General features: G+C 69.1%; 22 protein-coding genes. 17 read left to right on the top strand and 5 right to left on the bottom strand.

From position 1 onward, the window contains the following. Positions 1 to 17: 17 nt before the first annotated feature. Positions 18 to 1,301, top strand: a complete 1,284-nt coding sequence (locus OG226_RS22220) for a geranylgeranyl reductase family protein (protein ID WP_019061216.1) — start codon at positions 18 to 20, stop codon at positions 1,299 to 1,301. 12 nt (positions 1,302 to 1,313) lie between these two features. On the opposite strand, the gene def is transcribed toward OG226_RS22220, so the two are convergent. Both def and OG226_RS22210 read right to left on the bottom strand, forming a co-directional pair. Further along, on the bottom strand, positions 1,314 to 1,940 hold the full coding sequence (def, locus tag OG226_RS22215) for a peptide deformylase (protein WP_329349816.1): 627 nt from the start codon (positions 1,938 to 1,940) through the stop codon (positions 1,314 to 1,316). A gap of 196 nt (positions 1,941 to 2,136) precedes the next feature. Beyond that, positions 2,137 to 2,946 carry a C40 family peptidase gene (locus OG226_RS22210; RefSeq protein ID WP_328680273.1) on the bottom strand — a complete coding sequence of 270 codons (810 nt, stop codon included), beginning with the start codon at positions 2,944 to 2,946 and terminating at the stop codon, positions 2,137 to 2,139. Between the two features lie 744 nt (positions 2,947 to 3,690). Between OG226_RS22210 and OG226_RS22205 the strand changes: the two genes are divergently transcribed. From OG226_RS22205 to nuoN, 14 genes are read left to right on the top strand one after another with little or no spacing between them, the layout of a single operon-like run. Then, positions 3,691 to 4,050, top strand: a complete 360-nt coding sequence (locus OG226_RS22205) for an NADH-quinone oxidoreductase subunit A (RefSeq protein WP_007383963.1) — start codon at positions 3,691 to 3,693, stop codon at positions 4,048 to 4,050. 14 nt (positions 4,051 to 4,064) lie between these two features. After that, positions 4,065 to 4,619 carry a NuoB/complex I 20 kDa subunit family protein gene (locus OG226_RS22200; protein ID WP_023547484.1) on the top strand — a complete coding sequence of 185 codons (555 nt, stop codon included), beginning with the start codon at positions 4,065 to 4,067 and terminating at the stop codon, positions 4,617 to 4,619. Further along, a complete protein-coding gene (locus tag OG226_RS22195) occupies positions 4,616 to 5,356 on the top strand; it encodes an NADH-quinone oxidoreductase subunit C (RefSeq protein WP_328680238.1) in 741 nt (246 codons plus the stop codon). Before OG226_RS22200 ends, OG226_RS22195 begins: the two co-directional genes overlap by 4 nt. Beyond that, positions 5,353 to 6,675 (top strand): NADH-quinone oxidoreductase subunit D, encoded by a 1,323-nt coding sequence (locus OG226_RS22190; RefSeq protein ID WP_019061212.1) that lies wholly within the window; start codon positions 5,353 to 5,355, stop codon positions 6,673 to 6,675. The genes OG226_RS22195 and OG226_RS22190 overlap by 4 nt, the downstream gene beginning before the upstream one ends. Then, positions 6,672 to 7,523, top strand: coding sequence for an NADH-quinone oxidoreductase subunit NuoE (nuoE, locus tag OG226_RS22185; RefSeq protein WP_328680237.1), 852 nt, complete (start codon positions 6,672 to 6,674; stop codon positions 7,521 to 7,523). The genes OG226_RS22190 and nuoE overlap by 4 nt, the downstream gene beginning before the upstream one ends. Next, the gene (gene nuoF, locus OG226_RS22180; protein WP_443066903.1) at positions 7,523 to 8,869 is read left to right on the top strand and encodes an NADH-quinone oxidoreductase subunit NuoF; all 1,347 of its coding nucleotides are present in this window, start codon (positions 7,523 to 7,525) and stop codon (positions 8,867 to 8,869) included. The genes nuoE and nuoF overlap by 1 nt, the downstream gene beginning before the upstream one ends. Continuing rightward, positions 8,866 to 11,370, top strand: a complete 2,505-nt coding sequence (locus OG226_RS22175) for an NADH-quinone oxidoreductase subunit G (protein WP_329349814.1) — start codon at positions 8,866 to 8,868, stop codon at positions 11,368 to 11,370. Before nuoF ends, OG226_RS22175 begins: the two co-directional genes overlap by 4 nt. After that, a complete protein-coding gene (gene nuoH, locus OG226_RS22170; protein WP_328680233.1) occupies positions 11,367 to 12,737 on the top strand; it encodes an NADH-quinone oxidoreductase subunit NuoH in 1,371 nt (456 codons plus the stop codon). The genes OG226_RS22175 and nuoH overlap by 4 nt, the downstream gene beginning before the upstream one ends. Further along, positions 12,730 to 13,332, top strand: coding sequence for an NADH-quinone oxidoreductase subunit NuoI (gene nuoI, locus OG226_RS22165; protein WP_328680231.1), 603 nt, complete (start codon positions 12,730 to 12,732; stop codon positions 13,330 to 13,332). Before nuoH ends, nuoI begins: the two co-directional genes overlap by 8 nt. Beyond that, complete coding sequence (locus OG226_RS22160) at positions 13,329 to 14,174, top strand: NADH-quinone oxidoreductase subunit J (protein WP_328680229.1); 846 nt, start codon at positions 13,329 to 13,331, stop codon at positions 14,172 to 14,174. Before nuoI ends, OG226_RS22160 begins: the two co-directional genes overlap by 4 nt. Continuing rightward, entirely contained in the window at positions 14,171 to 14,470 is a 300-nt protein-coding gene (nuoK, locus tag OG226_RS22155) for an NADH-quinone oxidoreductase subunit NuoK (protein ID WP_016437642.1), read from the top strand. The genes OG226_RS22160 and nuoK overlap by 4 nt, the downstream gene beginning before the upstream one ends. 14 nt (positions 14,471 to 14,484) lie before the next feature. Beyond that, complete coding sequence (nuoL, locus tag OG226_RS22150; protein ID WP_019061205.1) at positions 14,485 to 16,380, top strand: NADH-quinone oxidoreductase subunit L; 1,896 nt, start codon at positions 14,485 to 14,487, stop codon at positions 16,378 to 16,380. Positions 16,381 to 16,385: 5 nt separating this feature from the next. Then, positions 16,386 to 17,957 (top strand): NADH-quinone oxidoreductase subunit M, encoded by a 1,572-nt coding sequence (locus tag OG226_RS22145; RefSeq protein ID WP_328680222.1) that lies wholly within the window; start codon positions 16,386 to 16,388, stop codon positions 17,955 to 17,957. Next, positions 17,954 to 19,612 (top strand): NADH-quinone oxidoreductase subunit NuoN, encoded by a 1,659-nt coding sequence (nuoN, locus tag OG226_RS22140; protein ID WP_328680221.1) that lies wholly within the window; start codon positions 17,954 to 17,956, stop codon positions 19,610 to 19,612. Before OG226_RS22145 ends, nuoN begins: the two co-directional genes overlap by 4 nt. Positions 19,613 to 19,684: 72 nt before the next feature. On the opposite strand, the gene OG226_RS22135 is transcribed toward nuoN, so the two are convergent. Beyond that, entirely contained in the window at positions 19,685 to 20,224 is a 540-nt protein-coding gene (locus tag OG226_RS22135; RefSeq protein ID WP_329349813.1) for a hypothetical protein, read from the bottom strand. A gap of 255 nt (positions 20,225 to 20,479) precedes the next feature. Between OG226_RS22135 and recQ the strand changes: the two genes are divergently transcribed. Continuing rightward, a complete protein-coding gene (gene recQ, locus OG226_RS22130) occupies positions 20,480 to 22,585 on the top strand; it encodes a DNA helicase RecQ (protein ID WP_329349812.1) in 2,106 nt (701 codons plus the stop codon). A 443-nt stretch (positions 22,586 to 23,028) separates the two neighbouring features. On the opposite strand, the gene OG226_RS22125 is transcribed toward recQ, so the two are convergent. Together OG226_RS22125 and fahA are read right to left on the bottom strand one after the other, a co-directional pair. After that, positions 23,029 to 23,967, bottom strand: coding sequence for a M56 family metallopeptidase (locus OG226_RS22125; RefSeq protein WP_329349811.1), 939 nt, complete (start codon positions 23,965 to 23,967; stop codon positions 23,029 to 23,031). Positions 23,968 to 24,183: 216 nt separating this feature from the next. Next, a complete protein-coding gene (gene fahA / locus OG226_RS22120; protein ID WP_328680217.1) occupies positions 24,184 to 25,398 on the bottom strand; it encodes a fumarylacetoacetase in 1,215 nt (404 codons plus the stop codon). Between the two features lie 196 nt (positions 25,399 to 25,594). Between fahA and OG226_RS22115 the strand changes: the two genes are divergently transcribed. Continuing rightward, positions 25,595 to 26,866, top strand: coding sequence for a carboxylate--amine ligase (locus tag OG226_RS22115; protein WP_329349810.1), 1,272 nt, complete (start codon positions 25,595 to 25,597; stop codon positions 26,864 to 26,866). The last annotated feature ends 27 nt before the right edge of the window (positions 26,867 to 26,893 follow it).

The raw sequence follows: 26,893 nt of genomic DNA, 5'->3' as shown, positions 1-26,893 counted from the left end.
CTTGGGGAGATCCCGCCGTGACCGAGCCCCTCTCCGAAAACACCGCCGATGTGATCGTCGTCGGCGCGGGGCCAGCCGGCTCCGCCACCGCTTATCACCTCGCCAAGTCCGGACTCGACGTACTCCTGCTGGAGAAGACCGAGTTCCCGCGCGAGAAGGTGTGCGGCGACGGACTCACCCCGCGCGCCACCAAGCAGCTCGTGGCCATGGGCATCGACATCTCCGAGGAGGCCGGCTGGCTGCGCAACAAGGGCCTGCGCATCATCGGCGGCGGGGTCCGCCTCCAGCTGGACTGGCCGGAACTCGCCTCCTTCCCGGACTACGGCCTCGTCCGCAAGCGCGACGACTTCGACGAACAGCTCGCCCACAACGCCCAGAAGGCGGGCGCCCGCCTCTACGAGCGCTGCAACGTCGGCGCCCCGATCGTCGACGAGCGCACCGGCCGGATCACCGGCGTCAACGCCAAGCTCGGCGAGGAGAAACGCGAAGTCACCTTCCACGCGCCCCTGGTGGTCGCCGCCGACGGCAACTCCACCCGCCTCTCCCTCGCGATGGGCCTGCACCGCCGCGAGGACCGCCCGATGGGCGTGGCGGTCCGGACGTACTTCACCTCGCCCCGCCACGAGGACGACTACCTGGAGTCCTGGCTGGAACTGTGGGACCGCCGCGGCGCGGAGGACCGCCTGCTGCCCGGCTACGGCTGGATCTTCGGCATGGGCGACGGCACCTCGAACGTCGGCCTCGGTGTCCTCAACACCTCTGATTCCTTCAAGGAGTTGGACTGGCGCGAGGTGCTGAAGGCCTGGTGCGCGTCCATGCCCGAGGACTGGGGGTACACCCCCGAGAACATGACCGGCCCGATCCGTGGCGCGGCCCTCCCGATGGCCTTCAACCGGCAACCCCATTACACGAAGGGGTTGTTGTTGGTCGGCGACGCCGGCGGCCTGGTGAACCCCTTCAACGGCGAGGGCATCGCCTACGCCATGGAGTCCGGCCAGATCGCCGCCGACGTCATCGTCCAGGCCCACGCCCGCCCGACCCCCGCGAGCCGCGAACTCGCCCTGCAGCGCTACCCGCAGGTCCTCAAGGACACCTACGGCGGCTACTACACGCTGGGCCGCGCCTTCGTGAAGCTCATCGGCAACCCGAAGGTCATGAAGATCGCGGCCCAGCGCGGCCTGACGCACCCCCTGCTGATGAAGTTCACCCTGAAGATGCTGGCCAACCTCACCGACCCCACGGGCGGCGACGCGATGGACCGCATCATCAACGGGCTGAGCAAGGTGGCGCCGAAGGCGTGAGCGTGGGTGCGATCAGCCGCTGAGCGCGGCTGTCTTGGCGGCCCGGCGGGCGAACACCTCGTCACGCCGGTCCGTCACCTGCCGCAGCGCCTCCTTGCGGTCCCGCTTGGAGAGGCGGTCCAGGTACACCTGACCGTTGACGTGGTCGGTCTCGTGGGCGAGGCAGCGCGCGAAGTACCCCGTGCCCTCGATCACCAGCGCGTTGCCGTCCTTGTCGAGCCCGCGCACCACGGCCCGGTCCGGACGCGGTACGTCCATCACGGCGCCCGGTACCGACAGGCAGCCCTCGCCCTCGTCGATCAGTCGGCGCCCGGCCGGGGTGAGCGGGTCGAGGACCGGATTGACGATGTGTCCGACATGCCGGACGCCGTCGTCGTCGGGGCAGTCGTACACGAACAGGCGCAGATCGACGCCCACTTGGTTGGCCGCGAGGCCGGCTCCCTCGGCGACGTACATGGTGAGGAACATGTCGTCGATGAGCGCGGCGAGGTCGGGCCCGAACTCGGTGACGTCCCGGCTCGGCCGGTGCAGGACCTCTTCGCCTACCTCGGTGACGCGTCGCACGGACCCGCGCCGGGCCTCGGGTGCGGGCCGGGGATAGGAGTCGACGGGGCTGCCCTGGACGAAGACACGTGGCATGGCTCGCTCTTCTCATGTTTGGCGTCCGGCCGTCTGGTTAGCCGAACTTGAGAACCTTGAGAAGAGAGCCTTTCAGGAGAGCCGCGAACTCCGGTAGTGGGAACGCCCCGTGGGTCCGGGGGTGGCGGAGGGTACACCGAGGGGACCGCTGCCCCCGAGCGGCAGCGGCCCCATGCTCACGGCGTCGTGCGCGGGTTCAGAGCACCCGCACCGCGCCGGTCGGCATGTCGTACGACAGCGGCCTCTCCACGATGCCGGTGGAGGGGTTCTGCGCGCCGACGAACATGCCGTCGCCCACGTACACGGCCACGTGGTAGGCACTGCCCGCGCTGCCCCAGTACAGGATGTCGCCGGCCTGAAGGTTGCTCAGGGACACCTGAGTACCCGCGGTCGACTGGTCCTGGGAGACACGCGGCAGGCTGATGCCGACCTGCTTGAAGGCGGCTCCGACGAGTCCGGAGCAGTCGTAGGCGCTGGGGCCGGTGGCGCCCAGGACGTAGGACTTGCCGATCTGCGCCTTCACGAAGGCCACGATGGTCGCGGCCGAACCGGTCGCCGTCGACGAGCTGGTGCTCGTGGAGGCGCTCGTGGTCGCCGTAGAGGCCAGGGTGGTCCTCTGCGAGCTGCGTGAGGCTGCCTGCGCCGCAGCGTCCTTGCGAGCGGCCTCCTGGGCCTTCTTCTTGGCCTCCGCCTTCTTCTTGGCGACCGCGAGGTCCGCCTTGGCCTGCTTCGCGGCGTTTGCGGCTGCCGTGTCGCGCTCGGCCTGCAGCTGGTAGTTCGCCGCGGCCTGCTGCGTGGCCTCGGCGGACTGGGCGACCTGCGTGGACAGATCGGCCGTCAGGGTGGGTAGTTGCAGGGTCTGCGTCGTCTCGGCAGCGTTGGCCGAGGCTGCACCAGCCGCCGCCATGCTGAGAACGCCACCGGCAACTCCGGCACGCACGGCGATGTTCGTCGTCGCGCTGCGGCGGGGTTTCCGATGGCTGCGTATGTGAGCGGTGTGGGACATGAGACCAACCGGTATCAGGGGCTCCTCCATACCTTCAAGAAACGTGTGCTGCGCCACAATTGTTCAACGGGTGCCATCAACCCCGGGTGTGTCGTTCCTTATTGACGCCGTAACGGACATTGCGGACCTGGGCGATCAGGCCCGTGATCACGGTCTTTCGTCGGTACGCCCGAATTGCCCGTCACCTACCACCTGTTGGGACAGGTGGCCAAGCCCCGTTCTCATGCGCCTCTCATGAGTGTGGCGGAGGTCACGGAACGGTTACCGGAATGCGTGCGTCCTGCGTGGGTACCGCGAGCGGGTGACTTCGTGAACGTGTGCACGCGTCCACACCGTGCCGCGCGCCTCCCTCTGATGTGTGAACGGGCTTCCACTATCAAGCCGCCACGTCCAACTCCAATTTGCATGCAAGGGAAGCCTCTTGATATTGAGATGCCGCCCTCGGCCTGCGATGACGAGCGGAAATGTCACCTCTCGTGATCAGTCGGACGCTTCGCGTGCGAAGATCACCGCTCGCCCGACTTGATGATCCACCGTCAGGTGGTGGAGATCACAAAGCTTGTGTAATACCCCGTGTCGCAGATCACAGAGCGCCGGGCATAAGATGCGAGGCAGTTGGGCTTGTGACCTGCTTCACATGTTCTCGATCTTCGTTGGACGAACGGGGGTTGGGCGGCGCGTGAGCCGGACACGGACCCGATGCCATCGCCAGCAGTCAGTGCCGACTGAGAGGAGCGAGGAGCGGTGAACGCGTATGCGCCCATCCTCGTACTGGGAGCCCTCGGGGCAGGCTTTGCGATCTTCTCCGTGGTCATGGCCACGCTGATCGGTCCGAAGCGGTACAACCGGGCCAAGCTCGAAGCGTACGAGTGCGGCATCGAGCCGACCCCCACGCCGGCCGGCGGCGGGCGCTTCCCCATCAAGTACTACCTGACGGCGATGCTCTTCATCGTCTTCGACATCGAGATCGTCTTCCTCTACCCCTGGGCCGTCACCTTCGACGCCCTGGGTGTTTTCGGGCTCGTGGAGATGCTGCTCTTCGTGCTCACCGTCTTCGTCGCGTACGCGTACGTATGGCGGCGCGGCGGCCTGGAATGGGACTGAGGGGCCTTTAACTCATGGGACTCGAAGAAAAGCTGCCGAGCGGTTTCCTGCTGACCACCGTCGAGCAGGCCGCGGGCTGGGTGCGCAAGGCGTCCGTCTTCCCGGCCACGTTCGGACTCGCCTGCTGCGCCATCGAGATGATGACGACCGGCGCCGGACGCTACGACCTGGCGCGCTTCGGCATGGAGGTCTTCCGCGGATCTCCCCGCCAGGCGGACCTGATGATCGTCGCGGGCCGGGTCAGCCAGAAGATGGCGCCGGTGCTGCGGCAGGTCTATGACCAGATGCCGAACCCCAAGTGGGTCATCTCCATGGGCGTTTGCGCGTCGTCGGGCGGCATGTTCAACAACTACGCGATCGTGCAGGGCGTCGACCACATCGTCCCGGTCGACATCTACCTCCCGGGCTGCCCGCCACGGCCCGAGATGCTGATGGACGCGATCCTCAAGCTCCACCACAAGATCCAGACCTCCAAGCTCGGTGTGAACGCCGAGGAGGCTGCCCGTGAGGCGGAGGAAGCGGCGCTCAAGGCACTGCCCACCATCGAGATGAAGGGCCTGCTGCGGTGAGTGACGCGAACGGCACCAACGGAGCCGACCCGGAGCAGGACCCGGGTGACTCCAACCTCCCCGGCCAGCGCGGCGAGGGCGAGGAGATCCGCGTCCAGCGCGGCATGTTCGGCGCCAACAACGGCGGCGACACCTCCGGTTACGGCGGCCTGGTCCGCTCGGTCCGCCTGCCGGGCGAGACGAGCCGGCCCTACGGCGGCTGGTTCGACGAGGTCGCCGACGAGCTGGAGGGCGCCCTGGAGGAACAGGGCCTGCTGCCCGGCAACGCGATCGAGAAGACGATCGTCGACCGCGGTGAACTCACCTTCCACATCGAACGCGAGCATCTGGTCCGCGTCGCCCAGACCCTGCGCGACGACCCGGCCCTGCGCTTCGAACTCTGCACCGGCGTCAGCGCGGTCCACTACCTGCACGACAAGGGCCGCGAGCTGCACGCCGTCTACCACCTGCGCTCGATCACCCACAACCGGCTGATCCGCCTCGAAGTCAGCGCCCCGGACAGCGATCCGCACATCCCGTCCCTGGTCCCGGTCTATCCGACCAACGACTGGCACGAGCGCGAGACCTACGACTTCTTCGGCATCGTCTTCGACGGTCACCCGGCGCTGACGCGGATCATGATGCCGGACGACTGGCCGGGCCACCCGCAGCGCAAGGACTACCCCCTCGGCGGCATCGCCGTCGAGTACAAGGGCGCCCAGATCCCGGCTCCGGACCAGCGGAGGTCGTACTCGTGAGCACGCAGTCAGCATCCGCCCGGGAGACCACCGAGGGCACCGTATATACGGTCACCGGTGGCGACTGGGACGAGGTGGTCCAGTCCGCGGCCAAGGCCGACGACGAGCGCATCGTCGTCAACATGGGGCCCCAGCACCCCTCCACGCACGGTGTGCTCCGTCTGATCCTGGAGATCGACGGCGAGACGGTCACCGAGGCCCGCTGCGGCATCGGCTACCTCCACACCGGTATCGAGAAGAACCTCGAATACCGCACGTGGACGCAGGGCACCACGTTCGTGACGCGCATGGACTACCTGACGTCCTTCTTCAACGAGACCGCCTACTGTCTCGCCGTCGAGAAGCTCCTCGGCGTCGAGGACCAGATCACCGAGCGGGCGAAGATCATCCGGGTGCTCCTGATGGAGCTGAACCGGTTGTCCTCCCACCTGGTGTGCATCGCCACCGGCGGCATGGAACTCGGCGCCACCACGATCATGATCTACGGATTCCGCGATCGTGAAATGATTCTCGACATCTACGAGCTCATCACGGGCCTGCGGATGAACCACGCGTACATCCGCCCCGGCGGACTCGCCCAGGACCTGCCGCCCGGCGCGGTGGACCACATCCGCGAGTTCGTGAAGAAGATGAAGAAGAACCTCCCCGAGTACGACAAGCTCGCCACCGGGAACCCCATCTTCAAGGCCCGTATGCAGGACGTCGGTTACCTCGACCTGGCCGGCTGCATGGCGCTCGGCGCCACCGGGCCGATCCTGCGCTCCACCGGCCTCCCGCACGACCTGCGCAAGGCGCAGCCGTACTGCGACTACGAGACGTACGACTTCGACATCCCGACCGCCGACACCTGTGACTCCTACGGCCGCTTCCTCATCCGCCTGGAGGAGATGCGCCAGTCGCTGAGGATCGTCGAGCAGTGCCTGGACCGGCTGCAGCCCGGCCCGGTCATGGTCGCCGACAAGAAGATCGCCTGGCCCGCCCAACTCGCGCTCGGGCCGGACGGGTTGGGCAACTCGCTCGACCACATCAAGCAGATCATGGGCACCTCCATGGAGGCCCTGATCCACCACTTCAAGCTGGTGACCGAAGGCTTCCGCGTGCCGCCGGGACAGGCGTACGCGGCGGTCGAGTCGCCCAAGGGCGAACTCGGGGTGCACGCCGTGTCCGACGGAGGCACCCGCCCCTACCGGGTCCACTTCAGGGACCCGTCCTTCACCAACCTTCAGGCCATGGCGGCGATGTGCGAGGGCGGCCAGGTCGCCGACGTCATCGTCGCCGTCGCGTCCATCGACCCCGTGATGGGAGGCGTCGACCGGTGACCACCAGTTCTTCGGAGCAGGGCGTCAGTCTGGGCATGCCCCAACTGCCCGCGCCCGCCTACCCGGACGACGTCCGGGCCCGACTGGAGGCCGACGGGCGGGAGATCATCGCCCGCTACCCGGACTCCCGCTCGGCCCTCCTGCCGTTGCTGCACCTCGTGCAGGCGGAGGAGGGGCATGTCACGCGCACCGGGCAGCAGTTCTGCGCGACCCTGCTGGACCTGACGACGGCCGAGGTCGCCGCGGTGGCGACCTTCTACTCCATGTACCGGCGCCGGCCGAGCGGTGACTACCAGGTCGGGGTCTGCACCAACACCCTGTGCGCGGTGATGGGCGGCGACGCGATCTTCGAGTCCCTCCAGGAGCACCTGGGCGTCGGCAACGGTGAGACCACCGACGACGGCAAGGTCACCCTGGAGCACATCGAGTGCAACGCGGCCTGCGACTTCGCGCCGGTGGTGATGGTCAACTGGGAGTTCTTCGACAACCAGACCCCGGCCAGTGCCCGGCGCCTCGTCGACGACCTGCGCACGGGGGCTCCGGTGGAGCCCACGCGCGGGGCGCCGATGTGCACCTTCAAGGAGACCGCGCGGATCCTCGCCGGCTTCCCCGACGAGCGGCCCGGGGCCGTCGAGGCGAGCGGCGGTGCGGGACCCGCGTCGCTGGTGGGCCTCCGCCTGGCCAGGGGAGAGACCGCACCCGCGCGCGTGGTCCATCCGCGGGGCTCCTCAGCGCCGCAGGACCAGTCGCCGACGACCGAGCACCTCAGTTCGCACGATGCGCCGCAGGACACGTCGGCCTCGGATCCCGCCCACCCGGCGGGGCCTGTCGCCGAGGAGGGGGAGTGATGACCTTGGCACCCGAACTGAAAGACCACAGCCCCGAGAAGCTGCTCGCACCCGTGCTGTCGGCCTTCTGGGACGAGGACGAGTCCTGGACTCTGGACACGTACCGGAGGCACGAGGGATACGAGGGGCTTCGCAAGGCGCTCGCCATGTCTCCGGACGACCTCATCGCGTATGTGAAGGACTCCGGTCTGCGCGGTCGTGGTGGCGCCGGCTTCCCCACCGGAATGAAATGGCAATTCATTCCCCAAGGGGATGGAAAACCACACTATCTAGTTGTCAACGCCGACGAGTCGGAGCCCGGGACCTGTAAGGACATCCCGCTCCTGTTCGCCAACCCGCATAGCCTCGTCGAGGGCATTGTCATCGCGTGTTATGCCATCAGGTCGTCGCATGCCTTCATTTATCTGCGTGGTGAAGTCGTCCCCGTATTGCGGCGGTTGCACGAGGCCGTACGCGAGGCGTACGACGCGGGCTACCTCGGCGAGAACATCCTGGGCAGCGGGCTCGACCTCCAGCTCACCGTGCACGCGGGTGCGGGCGCGTACATCTGCGGTGAGGAGACCGCACTGCTCGACTCGCTCGAAGGTCGCCGTGGTCAACCGCGGCTCCGCCCCCCTTTCCCCGCCGTCGCGGGCCTCTATGCGTGCCCGACTGTGGTGAATAACGTCGAGTCGATCGCGTCAGTTCCCGCCATTCTGCAAAAAGGCAAGGAATGGTTCAGGTCGATGGGAAGCGAGAAGTCTCCGGGCTTCACGCTCTACTCGCTCAGCGGCCATGTCACCAGTCCCGGTCAGTACGAGGCGCCGCTCGGCATCACACTTCGCCAACTGCTCGACATGAGCGGCGGGATCCGGGCCGGGCATCGCCTCAAGTTCTGGACGCCTGGCGGGTCTTCCACGCCGATGTTCACCGACGAGCACCTCGACGTCCCTCTTGATTACGAAGGAGTGGGTGCCGCGGGTTCCATGCTCGGCACCAAGGCTCTGCAATGTTTCGACGAGACGACCTGCGTCGTGCGTGCCGTCACCCGCTGGACCGAGTTCTACGCCCACGAGTCCTGCGGCAAGTGCACACCGTGCCGTGAAGGGACGTACTGGCTCGTGCAGTTGCTGCGCGACATCGAGGCCGGCAAGGGCGCCATGTCCGACCTCGACAAGCTGAACGACATCGCCGACAACATCAACGGCAAGTCCTTCTGCGCCCTCGGCGACGGCGCCGCCTCGCCGATCTTCTCCTCGCTCAAGTACTTCCGCGAGGAGTACGAGCAGCACATCACGGGCCGGGGCTGCCCCTTCGACCCGGCCAAGTCCACGGCCTGGGCCGACCGCACGGAGGTGAACGCATGACGGTGACCACGAACGCCCCCTCAGGAGGGGGCGAAGCGGCGGTCCCGCCCGAGGATCTCGTCTTGCTGACGATCGACGGCGCCGAGATCAGCGTGCCCAAGGGCACTCTGGTCATCCGCGCCGCCGAGCAACTCGGCATCGAGATCCCCAGGTTCTGCGACCATCCCCTCCTCGACCCGGTCGGCGCCTGCCGCCAGTGCATCGTCGAGGTCGAGGGCCAGCGCAAACCGATGGCGTCCTGCACGATCACGTGCACGGACGGCATGGTCGTCAAGACCCAGCTCACCTCGCCCGTCGCGGAGAAGTCCCAGCACGGTGTGATGGAGCTGCTCCTCATCAACCACCCGCTGGACTGCCCGGTCTGCGACAAGGGCGGCGAGTGCCCCCTGCAGAACCAGGCGATGTCCCACGGCAACGCCGAATCCCGCTTCGAGGGCAGGAAGCGGACCTACGAGAAGCCCGTCCCGATCTCCACCCAGGTGCTGCTGGACCGCGAGCGGTGCGTGCTGTGCGCCCGCTGCACCCGGTTCTCCAACCAGATCGCGGGCGACCCGATGATCGAGCTCCTGGAGCGCGGCTCGCTCCAGCAGGTCGGCACCGGTGAGGGAGACCCCTTCGAGTCGTACTTCTCCGGGAACACCATCCAGATCTGCCCGGTGGGCGCGCTCACCTCGGCGGCGTACCGATTCCGCTCCCGCCCCTTCGACCTGGTCTCCACACCCTCCGTGTGCGAGCACTGCTCCGCGGGCTGCGCGACCCGCACCGACCACCGGCGCGGCAAGGTCATGCGGCGGCTGGCCGCCGTGGACCCCGAGGTCAACGAGGAGTGGATCTGCGACAAGGGGCGCTTCGGCTTCCGGTACGCGCAGCAGCGCGACCGGCTGCAGACGCCCCTGGTGCGCAACGCGGACGGCGTCCTGGAGCCCGCGTCCTGGCCGGAGGCCCTGGAGGCCGCCGCCCAGGGACTGTCGGCCGCGCGGGGCCGCACCGGTGTCCTGACCGGCGGCCGGCTCACCATCGAGGACGCCTACGCGTACAGCAAGTTCGCGCGCGTGGCGCTCGACACGAACGACATCGACTTCCGCGCGCGCGTGCACAGCAGCGAGGAGGCCGACTTCCTGGCCGCCCGGGTCGCCGGCCGCGGCCGGGACCTCGACGGCAACGGCGTCACGTACACCTCCCTGGAGAAGGCGCCCGCCGTCCTGCTGGTCGGGTTCGAGTCCGAGGAGGAGGCGCCCGGCGTCTTCCTGCGGCTGCGCAAGGCCTCGCGCACGCACGGGCAGCGGGTGTTCTCGCTCGCCACCCATGCCACGCGCGGACTGGACAAGGCGGGCGGCATCCTGCTGCCGGCCGCTCCCGGCACCGAGACCGAGTGGCTGGACGCGCTCGCCAGCGGGTTCGGTCTGGAGGACGACGGCGCCCGCGCCTCCGAGGCGCTGCGCACCGAGGGCGCCGTGATCGTCGTCGGCGAGCGGCTGGCCGCCGTCGCCGGTGGTCTCACCGCCGCCGTACGGGCCGCGTTCGCGACCGGTGCCCGGCTGGTGTGGATTCCGCGCCGGGCCGGGGAACGCGGGGCGATCGAGGCGGGCGCGCTGCCGTCGCTGCTGCCGGGCGGACGTCCGGCCACCGACCCACGCGCGCGTGACGAGGTCGCCGTCGCCTGGGGCGTCGCCGAACTCCCGCACCGCTACGGCCGCGACGCCGGCCAGATCGTGGAGGCCGCCGCCGGTGGTGAACTCCGGGCGCTGCTCGTCGCCGGTGTGGAGCCGGGCGACCTGTCCGACCCGGCACGCGCGCGTGCGGCACTGCACGAAGTCGGCTTCCTGGTGTCGCTCGAACTGCGGCCCAGCGAGGTCACCGAACACGCGGACGTGGTTCTCCCGGTCGCGGCGGTCGCCGAGAAGGCGGGCGCCTTCCTCAACTGGGAGGGCCGGGTCCGCTTCTTCGACGCCGCGCTCAAGCCCGACCAGATGACCCGCACCCTCGCTCCCACGGACGCGCGCGTGCTGCACATGCTGGCCGATGCCATGGACGTACACCTGGGTCTGCCCGATCTGCGCACCACGCGCGCGGAGTTGGACCGGCTCGGGCCCTGGGACGGGCCGCGGGCCAGCGATCCGCTGGAGACCGCGGGCGTGCTGCCCCGGCCGGCCGCCGGGGAGGCGGTGCTCGCCGGGCACCGGCTGCTGCTCGACCAGGGCGCGCTCCAGGAGGGCGACGAAGCACTCGCCGGCACCCGGCACGCCGCCCACGCGCGCGTGTCGGCCGCCACGGCCGCCGAGGCGGGCGTCAAGGACGGCGACGCGCTCGCCGTGACCGGCGGCTCCGGAACGGTCGAACTCCCGCTGCGGATCACGGAGATGCCCGACCGGGTGGTCTGGCTCCCGCTGAACTCCATCGGCGGGGGAGTCGCCTCCGACACCGGGGCGCTGCCCGGCGCACTCGTCCGCATCGGCCCGGCCACGCTCGCGGGCGAGGCCCCCAAGGAGGTGGAGGCATGAGCCCGTACCCGTACCTCGCTGCCGAAGACCTCTCGATGTTCGGCCGCGACCCGTGGTGGCTGGTCGTCGTCAAAGCGGTGTTCTGCTTCGCGTTCCTGATGATCACCGTGCTGTTCTCGATCGTCTGGGAGCGCAAGGTCGTCGCCTGGATGCAGCTGCGCATCGGCCCCAACCGGCACGGCCCCTGGGGCATGCTCCAGTCGCTCGCCGACGGCGTGAAGCTGATGCTCAAGGAAGACCTGATCGTCAAGCGCGCGGACAAGGTGATCTACGTCCTCGCGCCGATCATCGCGGCCATCCCGGCCTTCATGGCGATCGCGGTGATCCCCTTCGGGCCCGCCGACAACGAGGTCTCGATCTTCGGCCATCGCACCACGATGCAGCTCACCGACCTGCCGATCGCGATGCTCTACATCCTCGCGGTCGCCTCGGTCGGCATCTACGGCATCGTCCTCGCCGGCTGGAGCTCCGGCTCCACCTACCCGCTGCTCGGCGGCCTGCGCTCCTGCGCCCAGATGATCTCCTACGAGATCGCGATGGGCGCGGCGTTCGCCTCGGTGTTCCTCTACTCCGGGTCGATGTCGACCTCGACGATCGTTGAACAACAGCACGACCGCTGGTACATCATCCTGCTGCCGGTCTCCTTCATCATCTACATCATCACGATGGTCGGCGAGACCAACCGCGCCCCCTTCGACATGCCGGAGTCCGAGGGCGACCTGGTCGGCGGTTTCAACACCGAGTACTCGTCCATCAAGTTCGCGCTCTTCATGCTCGCCGAGTACGTGAACATGGTGACGGTCTCCGCGGTGTCGACCACGCTCTTCCTGGGCGGCTGGCGGGCCCCGTGGCCGATCAGCTCCTTCTGGGAGGGCGCGAACCACGGCTGGTGGCCGATGCTCTGGTTCGTTATCAAGGTCCAGCTGCTGCTGTTCTTCTTCATCTGGCTCCGCGGGACGCTCCCGCGCGTGCGCTACGACCAGTTGATGAAGCTCGGCTGGAAGGTCCTCATCCCGGTCTCCGTGGTCTGGCTGATGCTCGTCGCGACCGTACGGACCCTGAAGAACGAGAACTACGACTTCGCCGACATCGCCCTCTACATCGGCGGCGGTGTGCTCGTCCTGCTGTTGCTGTCCTTCATCGCGGACATGTTCCGCCAGAAGGCCAGGGACGACGCGCAACTGGCCGAGGAACCCGCCGGGTTCGACGCGATGGCGGGCGGATTCCCCGTACCGCCGCTGCCGGGACAGGAGTTGCCACCGGTGCCTCGGCGCCCCTCGCGACGCGAGCGGGAGCTGATTGTCAGTGGTGGCTCGGATACTGGCAGTGACGGATCTCTGGATGGAAAGGAGGCGTCCGATGGCTGAGGAGCCCAAGGAGACCAAACCCGGTTTCCAGAACCCCGTGGCCGGCTTCGGCGTGACCTTCAAGGCCATGTTCAAGAAGCGGCTGACCGAGCAGTACCCGGAGCAGGAGAAGACCACAGCCCCCCGGTTCCACGGACGGCACCAGCTCAACCGCCATCCGGACGGCCTGGAGAAGTGCGTCGGCTGCGAGCTGTGCGCCTGGGCCTGCCCCGCCGACGCCATCTATGTGGAGGGCGCCGACAACACCGACGAGGAGCGCTACTCGCCGGGCGAGCGGTACGGCCGCGTCTACCAGATCAACTACGCCCGCTGCATCCTGTGCGGCCTGTGCATCGAGGCGTGCCCCACGCGCGCGTTGACGATGACCAACGAGTTCGAGCTGGCCGACACCAGCCGCGCGAACCTCATCTACACCAAGGAACAGCTGCTGGCCGGCCTCGACGACACCATGGTCGACAGCCCGCACGCCATCTACCCGGGGATGGACGAACAGGACTACTACCGGGGCCTGGTGACGGAGGCCGCACCCGGCACGGTGCCTCAAGTCGCCGTCTCCAAGGGCGAGAAGCCCGAAGAAGAGGGGGTGGAGGCATGAGCGCGCAGTTCGCCGCCGCCTACTCCACCTCCACCGGCGAGGCCTTCCAGTTCTGGGTCCTCGGCACGGTCGCGGTGATCGGCGCCCTGTCCACCGTCCTCATGAGGAGGGCGGTGCACAGCGCGCTCTCGCTCGCCGGGACCATGATCATCCTGGCGGTGTTCTACCTCGCCAACGGCGCCTACTTCCTGGGCATCGTGCAGATCGTCGTCTACACGGGCGCGATCATGATGCTGTTCCTCTTCGTGGTGATGCTGGTCGGCGTCACGGCCGCGGACTCCCTGACGGAGACCATCAAGGGCCAGCGCTGGCTGGCCCTTCTCTGTGGGCTCGGCTTCGGCATCCTGCTCTTCGCGGGCATCGGCAACGCCTCGCTCACGCAGTTCGACGGCCTGAGCACGGCCAACGCGAACGGCAACGTGGAGGGCCTGGCCGCCCTCATCTTCACGAAGTACGTGTTCGCCTTCGAGATCACCGGCGCCCTGCTGATCACGGCCGCCGTCGGCGCCATGGTGCTCACGCACCGCGAGCGCACCGAGCGGCCCAAGACCCAGCGCGAGCTGTCCGAGCAACGCGTCCGCGAGGGCAAGCACCTCCCGCCGCTGCCCGCCCCCGGCGTCTACGCCCGGCACAACGCGGTGGACGTCCAGGGCCTGCTGCCCGACGGCACCCCGTCCGAGCTCACGGTCAGCAAGACGCTCCGTGACCGCGGCCAGATCCGCGATGTGTCCAGCGAGGCGCTGGGCGACCTGCGGGCCCTGGAGCAGCGATCCGAGGAGCGCCTGGAGCGCACCGAGATCGCACCGGCGAACCTCAAGCGGACCGAGGAGGCGTCGAAGTGAACCCCGTCAACTACCTCTATCTCTCCGCCCTGTTGTTCACGATCGGCGCCACCGGCGTGCTGATCAGACGGAACGCGATCGTCGTGTTCATGTGCATCGAGCTGATGCTCAACGCCTGCAACCTCGCGTTCGTCACCTTCTCCCGGATGCACGGCAACCTCGACGGTCAGGTCATCGCCTTCTTCACGATGGTCGTCGCCGCCGCGGAGGTCGTGGTCGGGCTCGCGATCATCGTGTCGCTGTTCCGTTCCCGCCACTCGGCCTCGGTCGACGACGCCAGCCTGATGAAGCTCTGAGGGGTCGCTGAATCGTGGAGAACCTGATTGCGCTGCTGGTAGCGGCGCCTCTGCTCGGAGCGGTCGTCCTGCTGTGCGGCGGCCGGCGGCTCGATGCCGTCGGCCACTGGATCGGCACGATCCTGTCGTCCGCCTCCTTCGTGATCGGTGTCGTCCTCTTCACCGACCTGCTGGGGAAGAACGCCGAGCACCGGACGCTCATGCAGCACCTGTGGACCTGGGTCCCCGTCGAGGGCTTCCAGGCGGACGTCACCTTCCGCCTCGACCAGCTGTCGATGACCTTCGTCCTGCTGATCACCGGTGTCGGCTCGCTCATCCACCTGTACTCGGTCGGGTACATGGAGCACGACGAGCGCCGGCGCCGCTTCTTCGGCTATCTGAACCTATTCCTCGCGGCGATGCTGATCCTCGTCCTCGCCGACAACTACCTGCTCCTGTATGTCGGTTGGGAAGGCGTCGGTCTCGCCTCCTACCTGCTGATCGGCTTCTGGCAGCACAAGCCCAGCGCGGCCACCGCCGCCAAGAAGGCCTTCCTGGTCAACCGGGTCGGCGACATGGGCCTGTCGATCGCCATCATGCTGATGTTCACGACGTTCGGGACCTTTGCCTTCGGCCCGGTCCTCAGCCACGTCGGTGACGCCTCCGAGGGCAAGCTCACGGGCATCGCCCTGATGCTGCTGCTCGCCGCCTGCGGCAAGTCCGCCCAGGTGCCGCTGCAGTCCTGGCTCGGCGACGCGATGGAGGGCCCGACCCCGGTCTCGGCCCTCATCCACGCGGCGACCATGGTGACCGCGGGCGTGTACCTGATCGTCCGCTCCGGAGCGATCTTCAACGCCGCCCCCGACGCACAGTTGGTGGTCACCGTCGTCGGTGCCGTCACGCTCCTGTTCGGTGCGATCGTCGGTTGCGCGAAGGACGACATCAAGAAGGCCCTCGCCGGCTCGACCATGTCGCAGATCGGCTACATGGTCCTCGCCGCGGGCCTCGGCCCCATCGGCTACGTCTTCGCGATCATGCACCTGGTGACGCACGGCTTCTTCAAGGCCGGGCTGTTCCTCGGCGCCGGTTCGGTCATGCACGGCATGAACGACGAGGTCGACATGAGGAAGTACGGCGGCCTCAGGAAGTACATGCCGGTCACCTTCATCACCTTCGGCCTCGGCTACCTCGCCATCATCGGTTTCCCGGGCCTGTCCGGCTTCTTCTCCAAGGACAAGATCATCGAGGCGGCCTTCGCGAAGGGCGGCACCGAGGGCTGGATCCTCGGCGGCGCGGCCCTGCTGGGCGCGGCCATCACGGCGTTCTACATGACGCGCGTGATGCTGATGACGTTCTTCGGCGAGAAGCGCTGGCAGCCCGACGAGAACGGCAACGAGCCGCACCCGCACGAGTCCCCGAAGACGATGACGATCCCGATGATCGTGCTGGCCTTCGGATCGGTCTTCGCCGGCGGCATCTTCGGCATCGGTGACCGCTTCCTGCACTGGCTGGAGCCCATCACCGGCCACGAGGAGGGCAACTCCCCGGTGAGCGCCCTGACGGTCACCCTGGCCACCATGGTGGTCCTGGTCATCGGCGTCGGGATCGCCTGGGCGCAGTACGGGCGCAAGCCGGTTCCGGCCGTCGCCCCGCGCGGCTCACTGCTCACCCGGGCCGCCCGCCGCGACCTCCTCCAGGACGACTTCAACCACGTCGTCCTGGTGCGCGGCGGCGAGCACCTCACCCGCTCCCTGGTCTACGTCGACCACACCCTGGTCGACGGCGTCGTCAACGGCACGGCGGCCTCCATGGGCGGCCTCTCCGGAAGGCTGCGCAAGCTGCAGAACGGCTACGCGCGGTCGTACGCGGTCTCGATGTTCGGCGGTGCGGCCATCCTCGTCGCCGCGACCCTGCTGATGAGGGCGGTCTGATACCGATGTCCTTTCCCCTCCTGACAGCGACGGCGGTGCTCCCGGCCCTCGGGGCGGTGGCCACGGCCGCCGTCCCGGCCGCCCGGCGCACCGCCGCGAAATGGCTGGCGCTGCTCGTCTCGCTGGCGACGCTCGCGCTGGGCATCGTCATCCTGGTGCGCTTCGACCCGGGCGGCGACCGCTACCAACTCACCGAGTCCCACGCCTGGATCGCCGACTTCGGGGTCCGCTACGAGCTGGGTGTGGACGGCATCGCGGTCGCGCTCATCGCGCTCACCGCCCTGCTGATCCCGTTCGTGATCCTGGCCGGCTGGCACGACGCCGACCCCCTGGAGACCGGCAACAAGCGCTGGCGGCCCACCCAGGGCTTCTTCGCCCTCATCCTTGCGGTGGAGGCGATGGTGATCATCTCCTTCGAGGCCACCGACGTCTTCCTCTTCTACATCTTCTTCGAAGCCATGCTGATCCCGATGTACTTCCTCATCGGTGGCTTCGGGGACAGCGCCCACGAGCACGGCGACGAGGCGGCGGCCACCCAACGGTCGTACGCGGCCGTCAAGTTCCTGCTCTACAACCTGGTCGGCGGGCTCATCATGCTGGCGGCCGTGATCGGCCTCTACGTAGTCGCCGGGAACTTCTCGCTCGCGGAGATCGCGCAGGCGCGGGCCAACGGCACGCTGCACATGGCGACCAACACCGAACGCTGGCTGTTCCTGGGCTTCTTCTTCGCCTTCGCGGTGAAGGCGCCCCTGTGGCCGCTGCACACCTGGCTGCCCAACGCGATGGGCGAGGCCACCGCGCCGGTCGCCGTACTGATCACGGCAGTTGTCGACAAGGTCGGCACCTTCGCGATGCTCCGCTTCTGCCTCCAGCTGTTCCCGAACGCCAGCAAGTGGGCGACGCCCGTCATCCTCGTCCTCGCCGTGATCAGCATCATCTACGGCGCGCTGCTCGCGGTCGGACAGCGGGACATCAAACGGCTGGTGGCGTACGCGTCGATCTCGCACTTCGGGTTCATCGTGCTGGGCATCTTCGCGATGACCAGCCAGGGCCAGTCCGGCGCGACGCTCTACATGGTCAACCACGGCATTTCCACGGCCGCGTTGATGCTCGTCGCCGGATTCCTGATCTCGCGGCGCGGCTCGCGTCTGATCGCCGACTACGGAGGGGTGCAGAAAGTCGCCCCGGTGCTCGCGGGCACCTTCCTGATCGGCGGTCTGGCCACGCTGTCGCTGCCGGGACTCGCGCCCTTCGTGAGCGAGTTCCTGGTCCTGGTCGGCACGTTCTCGCGCTACCCGGCGATCGGGATCATCGCGACCTTCGGCATCGTCCTCGCCGCGCTGTACACCCTGGTCCTCTACCAAAGGACGATGACCGGCCCGGTGAAGCCCGAGGTCGCCTCGATGCCGGACCTGCGCCCGCGTGAACTCCTGGTCGTCGCCCCGCTGATCGTGCTGTTGATCTTCCTGGGCGTCTACCCGAAGCCCGTCACGGACATCGTGAACCCGTCGGTCAAGCAGACCTTGTCCGACGTGCACAAGAAGGATCCCAAGCCCTCGGTGGAGGCGGCCAAGTGAGCGCAACAGCCGTCCACAGCCTGTGGACAACGGCGGCAACCGCGGCCGACCCGATCTCCAAGATCGACGCGCCGAAGATCGAGTACGGGCAATTGTCGCCCACCTTGATCATCCTCGGCGCGGCCCTCATCGGGGTGCTGGTCGAGGCGTTCGTCCCGCGCAAGTCCCGTTACTACGCCCAGGTGTTCGTGTCCGCCGTAGCGCTCTGCGCCGCTTTCGCGGCGGTCGTGGCGCTCGCGGCGGACGGGTACGGCACCACCAAGGCGCACATCGCGGCGATGGGCGCGATCGCGGTCGACGGACCGGCCCTGTTCCTGCAGGGCGTGATCCTGCTGTCCGGACTGGTCGGCCTCTTCACCTTCGCGGAACGCCGACTCGACCCCGAGGCGCACGGCAACCGGGTCGACTCGTTCGCCGCACAGGGCGCGTCCGTGCCCGGCAGCGACAGCGAGAAGGCGGCGATCAAGGCCGGGTTCACCACCACGGAGGTGTTCCCGCTCCTGCTCTTCGCGGTCGCCGGAATGCTCGTCTTCCCGTCCGCCAACGACCTGTTGACCCTGTTCGTCGCCCTGGAAGTCTTCTCGCTGCCGCTCTACCTCCTCTGCGCCCTGGCCCGCCGCAAGCGGCTCCTGTCGCAGGAGGCCGCGGTCAAGTACTTCCTCCTCGGCGCCTTCGCCTCCGCGTTCACCCTGTTCGGCATCGCGCTGCTCTACGGCTACGCGGGCTCGATGTCGTACTCCACGATCGCGCAGGTCGTCGACGGCTCCATCACCAACATCAACCCGGCCCTCGCCGACACCATGGGCAACGACGCGCTGCTGCTCATCGGCGGCGCGATGATCGTCATGGGGCTCCTCTTCAAGGTGGGCGCGGTCCCGTTCCACATGTGGACGCCCGACGTCTACCAGGGCGCACCGACCCCGGTCACCGGCTTCATGGCCGCCGCGACCAAGGTCGCCGCCTTCGGGGCGCTGCTCCGCCTGCTCTACGTCGTGCTGCCGGGCCTGCGCTGGGACTGGCGGCCCGTCATGTGGGGCGTGGCGATCATCACGATGCTGGGCGGCGCGATCGTCGCGATCACCCAGACCGACATCAAGCGGCTGCTGGCGTACTCGTCGATCGCGCACGCGGGATTCATCCTCGCGGGTGTCATCGCGACCACCCGGGACGGCGTCTCGTCCGTGCTCTTCTACCTGGGCGCCTACTCGTTCGTGACGATCGGCGCGTTCGCGGTCGTCACCCTCGTACGGGACGCCGGCGGCGAGGCGACGCACCTGTCGAAGTGGGCGGGGCTCGGGCGGAGGTCGCCGTTGGTCGCGGCCGTGTTCGCGGTGTTCCTGCTGTCCTTCGCGGGCATTCCGCTGACGGCCGGCTTCGCCGGGAAGTTCGCCGTGTTCAAGGCGGCGGCGGCCGGCGGCGCGGCCCCGCTGGTCGTGGTCGGTGTGCTCTCCTCCGCCATCGCGGCGTTCTTCTACATCCGCGTGATCGTGCTCATGTTCTTCAGCGAGCCGAGGCCCGACGGTCCCACCGTCGCGGTCCCGTCCCCGCTGACCATGGCGACGATCGGGGTGGCCGTGGCGGCCACACTCGTCCTCGGCGTGGCCCCGCAGTACTTCCTGCACCTGGCCAACCAGGCCGGGGTGTTCGTGCGCTGAGCACAGGCCGCTGAGCCCATGCGCAAGGCCCCGGTTCGCTTCGAGCGAGCCGGGGCCTTCGCGCATGCGCGGTCAGGCCGTCGGGCAGACGACCTCGGGGTTCCACGCGGCGAACAGGCCCGCCGAGTTGGGCTTGTAGAGCCAGGCGTGCAGGGTGAAGTAGCCGGGGAGCTGGTCCTTCTGGAAGGTCTGCCCGAACAGCGCCGGCGCGTTCGCCCGGCCCGTGTCCTTCACGACCCACTCCACCGCGACCAGCTTGCGTCCGTCGGCGAGGTCGGACCCGTCCGCGTACACGAGGGCCGCCGGCTTCTGCGGATCGACCGAGCCGACGTTCGCCGGGTTGACGTAGTGGTAGCCCATGCCGCCCTCGGCCGGGTCGGCGACGCAGGTGTCGGTGCGCGCGTATCCGCCGGCCGCCGCGAACCCCTCGTACCCGTACTTGGCGGTGGCCTGAGTCGTCCTGCTCAGTTGGTTCCACACGGACGGGTCGGGGTCGGGCGCGGCCTGGGCCGGGGCGGCGGTCAGCGCGAAGGCCGCGGCCGTCGCCGCCGCGAGGGTGGTCTTGACGGCGCTCCGCAGGGGCCGAGGGGACCGCGAGGACCGAGGGGACATGGTGGGGCTCCTTGGACTTTCGGGAGGCGTCCGCACGCACGGCGCGCCGTCCGTTCGGGGCGTGGCGGGCCTCCGCGGTCCCGCCCGAGCAGCATGTTCCGGCCGTATCCGTCGCGCCATGTGACGGGAGCCAATCGAATGACCACATTCGGTCACCGCCACCAGCCTGTGGATAACTCCGACGCTGTCAGCGCGGACGCCTATCGTGGACGCAGTGGTCGAGGGACGACGTACGGGGGACGAGCGATGCACGGGATGGGCGGGACGGTTGTGACGACCGAAGTACGGACGCCGGCGGCACAGGGCGAGAGCGAGGCGCTGGCCACGCTCCACCGCGTCTTCGGCTACGACAGCTTCCGCGGCGAGCAGGAAGAGGTCATCGAGCATGTGGTGGCGGGCGGCGACGCCGTCGTCCTCATGCCGACCGGCGGCGGCAAGTCGTTGTGCTACCAGATCCCGTCCCTGGTCAGACCCGGTACGGGAGTTGTCGTCTCGCCGCTGATCGCCCTGATGCAGGACCAGGTGGACGCGCTGCGGGCGCTCGGGGTGCGCGCCGGGTTCATGAACTCGACGCAGGACTTCGACGAGCGGCGCGTGGTCGAGGCGGAGTTCCTGGCGGGCGAGCTGGACCTGATCTATCTCGCGCCGGAGCGGCTGCGGCTCGACAACACGCTGGACCTGCTGTCGCGCGGCAAGATCTCGGTCTTCGCGATCGACGAGGCGCACTGTGTGTCGTCGTGGGGTCACGACTTCCGCCCGGACTATCTGTCCCTCTCGGTGCTCGGTGAGCGCTGGCCGGACGTTCCCCGGATCGCGCTCACGGCGACGGCCACGGACGCGACGCACAAGGAGATCACCCAGCGCCTGAACATGCCGACCGCCCGGCACTTCGTGGCGAGCTTCGACCGGCCCAACATCCAGTACCGGATCGTGCCGAAGGCCGACCCCAAGAAGCAGTTGCTGAGCTTCCTGCGCGAGGAGCACGCGGGCGACGCGGGCATCGTGTACTGCCTGTCGCGCAAGTCCGTGGACACGACCGCCGAGTTCCTGTCGCGCAACGGCATCGAGGCGGTGCCGTACCACGCGGGCCTGGACTCGGGCACGCGCGCGGCACACCAGTCCCGGTTCCTGCGCGAGGACGGGCTGATCGTCGTGGCGACCATCGCCTTCGGCATGGGCATCGACAAGCCGGACGTACGGTTCGTCGCCCACCTCGACCTGCCCAAGTCGGTGGAGGGGTACTACCAGGAGACGGGTCGTGCGGGGCGTGACGGATCGCCCTCCACGGCGTGGATGGCGTACGGCCTGAACGACGTCATACAACAGCGCAAGATGATCCAGTCCAGCGAGGGCGACGAGGCGTTCCGCCGCCGGGCCGCCTCCCACCTGGAGGCGATGCTCGCGCTGTGCGAGACCGCGCAATGCCGACGCGGCCAACTGCTCGCCTACTTCGGCCAGGACCCGGACGCGGCGGGCTGCGGCAACTGCGACACCTGCCTCACCCCGCCCGAGACCTGGGACGGCACGGTCGCCGCGCAGAAGGTCCTCTCGACGGTGGTGCGGCTCCAGCGGGAGCGGGGCCAGAAGTTCGGCGCCCTGCAGATCGTCGACATCCTCTTGGGGCGCCGGTCGGCCAAGGTGATCCAGTTCGACCACGACCAGCTGTCCGTGTTCGGCATCGGCCAGGACCTGGCCGAGGGCGAATGGCGGGGCGTCGTACGGCAGTTGCTGGCACAGGGGCTGCTCGCGGTCGAGGGGGAGTACGGCACGCTGGTACTCACCGAGGCGAGCGGCACGGTGCTGCGGCGCGAGCGGGAAGTGCCGCTCCGCAAGGAACCGAAGAAGCCCGCGGGCTCCTCGCGGTCCGGGTCGTCCTCCTCGGGCCGAGGCGAACGCAAGGCCAAGGCCGCGGCGGTGGAGCTGCCCGAATCGCTGCAACCCGCCTTCGAGGCCCTGCGAGCCTGGCGCGCGGAACAGGCTCGCGAGCAAGGGGTTCCGGCGTACGTCATCTTCCACGACGCCACGCTCCGGGAGATCACGACGATCTGGCCGACCTCGGTGGCGCAGCTCGGCGAGATCAGCGGCGTCGGCGAGAAGAAGCTGGCGACGTACGGGGAGGGCGTGATCGGGGTACTGGCGGGGCTGGGCGAGGCTCCGGCCGTGGCTCCCACTCCGACTCCGGCTGCGGTGGAAGCACCGGCACCAGCACCAGCACCAGCACCAGCACCGGCACCAGCGCGGGCACCGGCGCGGGCACAGGCGTCGGCACCCGCGCCAGGCCGGGCTGCGAAGGAAGTTGACCCCGGTGCGGACTACTGGCCGGAGATGGATGAGGAGCCGGAGCCCGAGGACTGGATGTAGGGGGCGGGATTGGGGTGTCGGGGCCCGGACAGGGGCGTGGGTAGTCCCCGGTACGGTCCTCAGCCCAGGGGCCAGGCCGGGGGCGTCAGCGCGGGGCCGTGAGCCCAGGCTCCTCGGGCCGGGCTCCTCAGGCCAGGCCCCGCAGCGCCGGGGCCGTAGCTCAAGTGCGTTCGGGTGGGCGCTGTTTGGCCGTCCCGTTGGGGCAGTGCGTCGGGCGGGAGCGCCAGCCTGCTGCCGTGAGGCCGGGGCTGGCTGCCGTTGCCGTCAGGCACTGAGGTCGGGCCGTTGTCGTCAGGTAAGCGGTGCCGGCTGGTGCCGTCGGCCGACTGCGGTCAGCCACGCGGTCGTTGACCCGGGGCCACCTACCCAGTGCCGCCGGCCCGGGTGCGCCGGCGCAGGAGCGTGAGCTCAGGTTCTCGGGCCCGGGGTGAGAGTCAGGGCCCTCAGCCCAAGGCCGTGAGCCCCGGTGCGAACACGATCAGCAGGGGCAGCAGCGGGACCAGGGTCGCCACCGTCGTCGTCAGGGCCCGGTGGCGGCGGCCGAGTCTTGGGCGGGGGTCCAGGAGGCGGTTGACGCGTTCGCCGAGGAGGCGGTGGCTGGAGGCGCAGGAGAGGACGCCTCGGTGGTTGTTGAGCTCGATCAGGGCCAACGCCGTTGTCAGGTGGCCGCATTGGCGGGAGGCCGTGTCGTCGGCGGCCAGTTCGACCAGGCGGTGGGTCTGGTCGCAGAAGTGGGCGAACAGGGGGACGTGCGGGAAGCCCGAGGCCAGGGCGGTCGAGAGGTGCAGGAGCCAGTCGTGGTGGGCGCGGGCGTGGCCGCGTTCGTGGGTGAGGACCGCGTCCAGCTGGTGGCCGGTGAGGCGGTGCAACGCGCCTGTGGTGACCACGAGTTGGGCTGGGTGGCCGGGCATCCACCAGGCGTCCGGGTACTCGTCCTCCAGGACCAGGAGGGGGCCGCGCGCCGGGGGCAGGCCGGCCGGTAGGTCGGGGGCGCGTTCGCGGAGGCGGGCGCGGGCCTGGCCTCTGCGGCGGCGGGCCTCGGCGAGTTCGCGGGCCAGCATCGCGGTGGTCCAGGCGGCGCCGCAGGCCAGGGACAGCGTGAGGGCGACCGCCCAGACGGGGGCGGCGGAGAGGTCGTAGGCCGCGGTGACGGCCGGGGGAGCGGGGGCGAAGACATGATCGCGAACGGTGTGGAAGACGGCGGCGGCGCCCAGGACCAGGGCGGCCAGGCAGCACAGCAGGACCGTGGCGACCAGACACTGCCACACCCACAGGCCGATCACGGGTTCCCGTTCGGGCCACAGCGCCCGGGTCAGCGCGCGCGGAGCCGGCACGGCGGCCGAGAGGGCGACGACGCTCAGCAGGAGCAGGCAGACAGTCATGCCATGGGCTCCGGATCCTGGTCAGCGGAACGAACGGAACAATTGGGGGGACCTGAAAGCGCGGGTGCGGCTGTACCCGAGGGCCGGCACATGACGTTTGTGTCGCCCGCCGTCAGTATGACTGCACGGGCGGCTGGAGTCAGGTGTACAGAGACCACCGGACTCATCACACCCGCCGGCCCTCGCGCCCCAGCCCCGCCCGCCAACCCCGTCGCCTCAGTCCCGCGCCACGATCCGCCCCGTGACCTCGCCCAGGCCCACCCGCGTGCCGTCCGCGCCCGGGGCCCACGCCGACAGGGTGACCACATCCCCGTCCTCCAGGAACGTCCGCTTGCCGTCCGGGAGTTCGAGGGGGTCGCGGCCGTTCCAGGTCAGTTCCAGCAGGGAACCCCGCTCGCGTTCCGTCGGGCCGCTGACCGTGCCGGAGCCGTAGAGGTCGCCGGTGCGGAGGGAGGCGCCGTTGGCCGTCATCTGGGCGAGTTGCTGGGCGGCGGTCCAGTACATCGTGGAGAACGGCGGCTCGGAGACCGTGTGGCCGTTGATCGCGACGGTGATGCGGAGGTCGTAGCCGCCGGGTTCCTCGGCCGCGTCGTCCAGGTAGGGGAGGAGGTCGTGGGTGCGCTCCGGCGGGGCTACCCGCGACTCCTCCAGGGCGTCCAGCGGGGTGATCCACGCCGACACCGACGTGGCGAAGGACTTGCCGAGGAACGGGCCGAGGGGGACGTACTCCCAGGCCTGGATGTCGCGGGCCGACCAGTCGTTGAGGAGGCACAGGCCGAAGACGTGTTCGCGGAAGTCGGCGAGCGGCACCGGGCTGCCCATCGTCGACGGCGCGCCGACCACGAAGCCGACCTCCGCCTCGATGTCCAGGCGGACCGACGGGCCGAAGACCGGCGCGGGGTCGGCCGGGGACTTGCGCTGGCCGGAGGGTCGTACGACCTCCGTGCCCGAGACGACGACCGTGCCGGCGCGGCCGTGGTAACCGATCGGCAGGTGCTTCCAGTTGGGGGTCAGGGAGTCGGGGGCGTCGGGGCGGAAGATGTGGCCGACGTTCCGGGCGTGGTTCTCCGAGGCGTAGAAGTCGACGTAGTCCGCGACCTCGAAGGGGAGGTGCGGGGTCACCGACGAGAGCGGGTGGAAGTACGGGGCGATCGTGTCCTGGTGGGACGGGACCGTCACCCACGCGGTCAGCGCGCGCCGGACGTCGGACCAGGCCGTGTGGCCCGCCGCGAGCAGCGGGGTGAGGGTCGGGTGCGCCAGGAGGGAGACGTACGGCGAGCCGAGGGCCTCCGCTGCCGCGCCCGCGTCGAGCACGTGGTCGCCGAGCCGGACACCGACCCTCCGTTCGTCCGAACCGACCGGCGAGAAGACGCCGTAGGGAAGGTTGTGCGGGCCGAAGGGGTCGCCCTCGGGAAGATCGAAGGGGGGCATGGGTGCTGCCTCACTCTCGTGCGTACTCGCATGTGGCCGCGCCACACGTTACGGGTGAGTTGCGGGAACCGGCAGTGTCTAAAGAGTTCGCAATGTCCGAATAGGTCTTGTCGGAAGAGGCAATTCCGGCTTAGCGTCCTTTGGGGGACATGGACGGGGTGGGTCCGGTCCGTAGGGGGGACACGTGGGGGGACCCGTGGCCAAGCGCACCAGCGGTGTGCCTTTCGAGGCCGACCGCGAAGTGCCGGGCCTGATCGTGAAGTTCGGCGACTATCCGCTGCATCACGGTGGGGTGGGCGCGATCCGGAGTCTGGGCCGCCTCGGCGTGCCGATGTATGCGATCACGGAGGACCGTTACACGCCGGCGGCCGCGTCCCGTTACCTGGAGCGCGCGTTCGTGTGGCCGACGACCGGCACGGAGGAACCCGGGCGACTGGTGGAGGGCCTGCTGCGCATCGGGCGCCGTATCGGCCGGCCCACGGTCCTCATCCCCACCGACGAGGAGGCGGCCGTCCTGATCGCCGAGCACCAGGACGTGCTCGGCTCCCGCTTCCTCTTCCCGCGGGTGGAACCGAAGTTGCCGCGTCACCTCGCGAGCAAGCAGGGCCTGCACGAGCTCTGTGTGGAACACGGCATCCCCAGCCCCGCGGCGGCCTTCCCGCAGTCGTACGACGACATCGTCGACTTCGCCGAGAAGGCGTGCTTCCCGATCGTGGCCAAGAACAGGGAGGCGTTCGTACGGCGCTCCCAGCCGGCTGTGAACGGTACGACGAAGATCGCCACCCGCGAGGGGCTGCTCACGCTGGCCCGGGACTGGGGCGCGCACCCCGGGGTGATCCTCCAGGAGTACCTGCCGAGGGAGGACGCCGAGGACTGGATCGTGCACGCGTACTTCGACCAGGACTCGACCCCGCTCGCCATGTTCACCGGTGTGAAGGTGCGCTCCTGGCCGCCGCACGCGGGCATGACGGCACATGCGTATGTCGTGGACAATCCGGAACTCGCGGACCTCGCCGCACGGTTCATCAAACAGATCGACTTCACCGGCGTCATCGACCTCGACCTGCGCTTCGACCGGCGCGACGGTCAGTACAAACTGCTCGACTTCAACCCCCGCATGGGCGCCCAGTTCCGGCTCTTCGAGAACGAGTCGGGGGTGGACGTGGTCCGCGCCATGCACCTCGACCTGACCGGCCGCCCCGTCCCGGAGGGGGAGCAGCGCGCCGGCCACCGGTACATCGTGGAGAACATCGACCTGCCCGCCCTCCTCGCCTACCGCCGCAGCGGCTATACGACGCCGCACGCACCGGCGCGGGCGAGCGGGACGGAGCTGGCCTGGCTCGCGGGTGACGACCTGCGGCCGTTCTTCACGATGCTGGCCCGCTTCGTGCGGCCGGGCGCGAAGCATCTGTATCAACTGTGGCGCACCAACCGGCGCGGCAGCAGCACCAGTAGCGGCAAGCAGTAACTCCAGCAGCGAGCAAATAGCGCAAGG

The organism is Streptomyces sp. NBC_01261, from assembly GCF_036226385.1.
Taxonomy (GTDB): domain Bacteria; phylum Actinomycetota; class Actinomycetes; order Streptomycetales; family Streptomycetaceae; genus Streptomyces.
The sequence above is the reverse complement of the archived record's forward strand: the minus strand, read 5'-3'. Positions and strand labels throughout refer to the sequence as shown.

What these genes read in the sequence shown, in the direction of transcription:
- def (WP_329349816.1), bottom strand. Translation starts at nt 1,940, where the DNA reads ATGCCACGTGTCTTCGTCCAGGGCAGCCCCGTCGACTCCTATCCCCGG.
- OG226_RS22210 (WP_328680273.1), bottom strand. Translation starts at nt 2,946, where the DNA reads ATGTCCCACACCGCTCACATACGCAGCCATCGGAAACCCCGCCGCAGC.
- OG226_RS22200 (WP_023547484.1), top strand. Translation starts at nt 4,065, where the DNA reads ATGGGACTCGAAGAAAAGCTGCCGAGCGGTTTCCTGCTGACCACCGTC.
- nuoF (WP_443066903.1), top strand. Translation starts at nt 7,523, where the DNA reads ATGACCTTGGCACCCGAACTGAAAGACCACAGCCCCGAGAAGCTGCTC.
- OG226_RS22175 (WP_329349814.1), top strand. Translation starts at nt 8,866, where the DNA reads ATGACGGTGACCACGAACGCCCCCTCAGGAGGGGGCGAAGCGGCGGTC.
- nuoH (WP_328680233.1), top strand. Translation starts at nt 11,367, where the DNA reads ATGAGCCCGTACCCGTACCTCGCTGCCGAAGACCTCTCGATGTTCGGC.
- nuoI (WP_328680231.1), top strand. Translation starts at nt 12,730, where the DNA reads ATGGCTGAGGAGCCCAAGGAGACCAAACCCGGTTTCCAGAACCCCGTG.
- OG226_RS22160 (WP_328680229.1), top strand. Translation starts at nt 13,329, where the DNA reads ATGAGCGCGCAGTTCGCCGCCGCCTACTCCACCTCCACCGGCGAGGCC.
- OG226_RS22145 (WP_328680222.1), top strand. Translation starts at nt 16,386, where the DNA reads ATGTCCTTTCCCCTCCTGACAGCGACGGCGGTGCTCCCGGCCCTCGGG.
- OG226_RS22135 (WP_329349813.1), bottom strand. Translation starts at nt 20,224, where the DNA reads ATGTCCCCTCGGTCCTCGCGGTCCCCTCGGCCCCTGCGGAGCGCCGTC.
- recQ (WP_329349812.1), top strand. Translation starts at nt 20,480, where the DNA reads ATGGGCGGGACGGTTGTGACGACCGAAGTACGGACGCCGGCGGCACAG.
- OG226_RS22125 (WP_329349811.1), bottom strand. Translation starts at nt 23,967, where the DNA reads ATGACTGTCTGCCTGCTCCTGCTGAGCGTCGTCGCCCTCTCGGCCGCC.
- fahA (WP_328680217.1), bottom strand. Translation starts at nt 25,398, where the DNA reads ATGCCCCCCTTCGATCTTCCCGAGGGCGACCCCTTCGGCCCGCACAAC.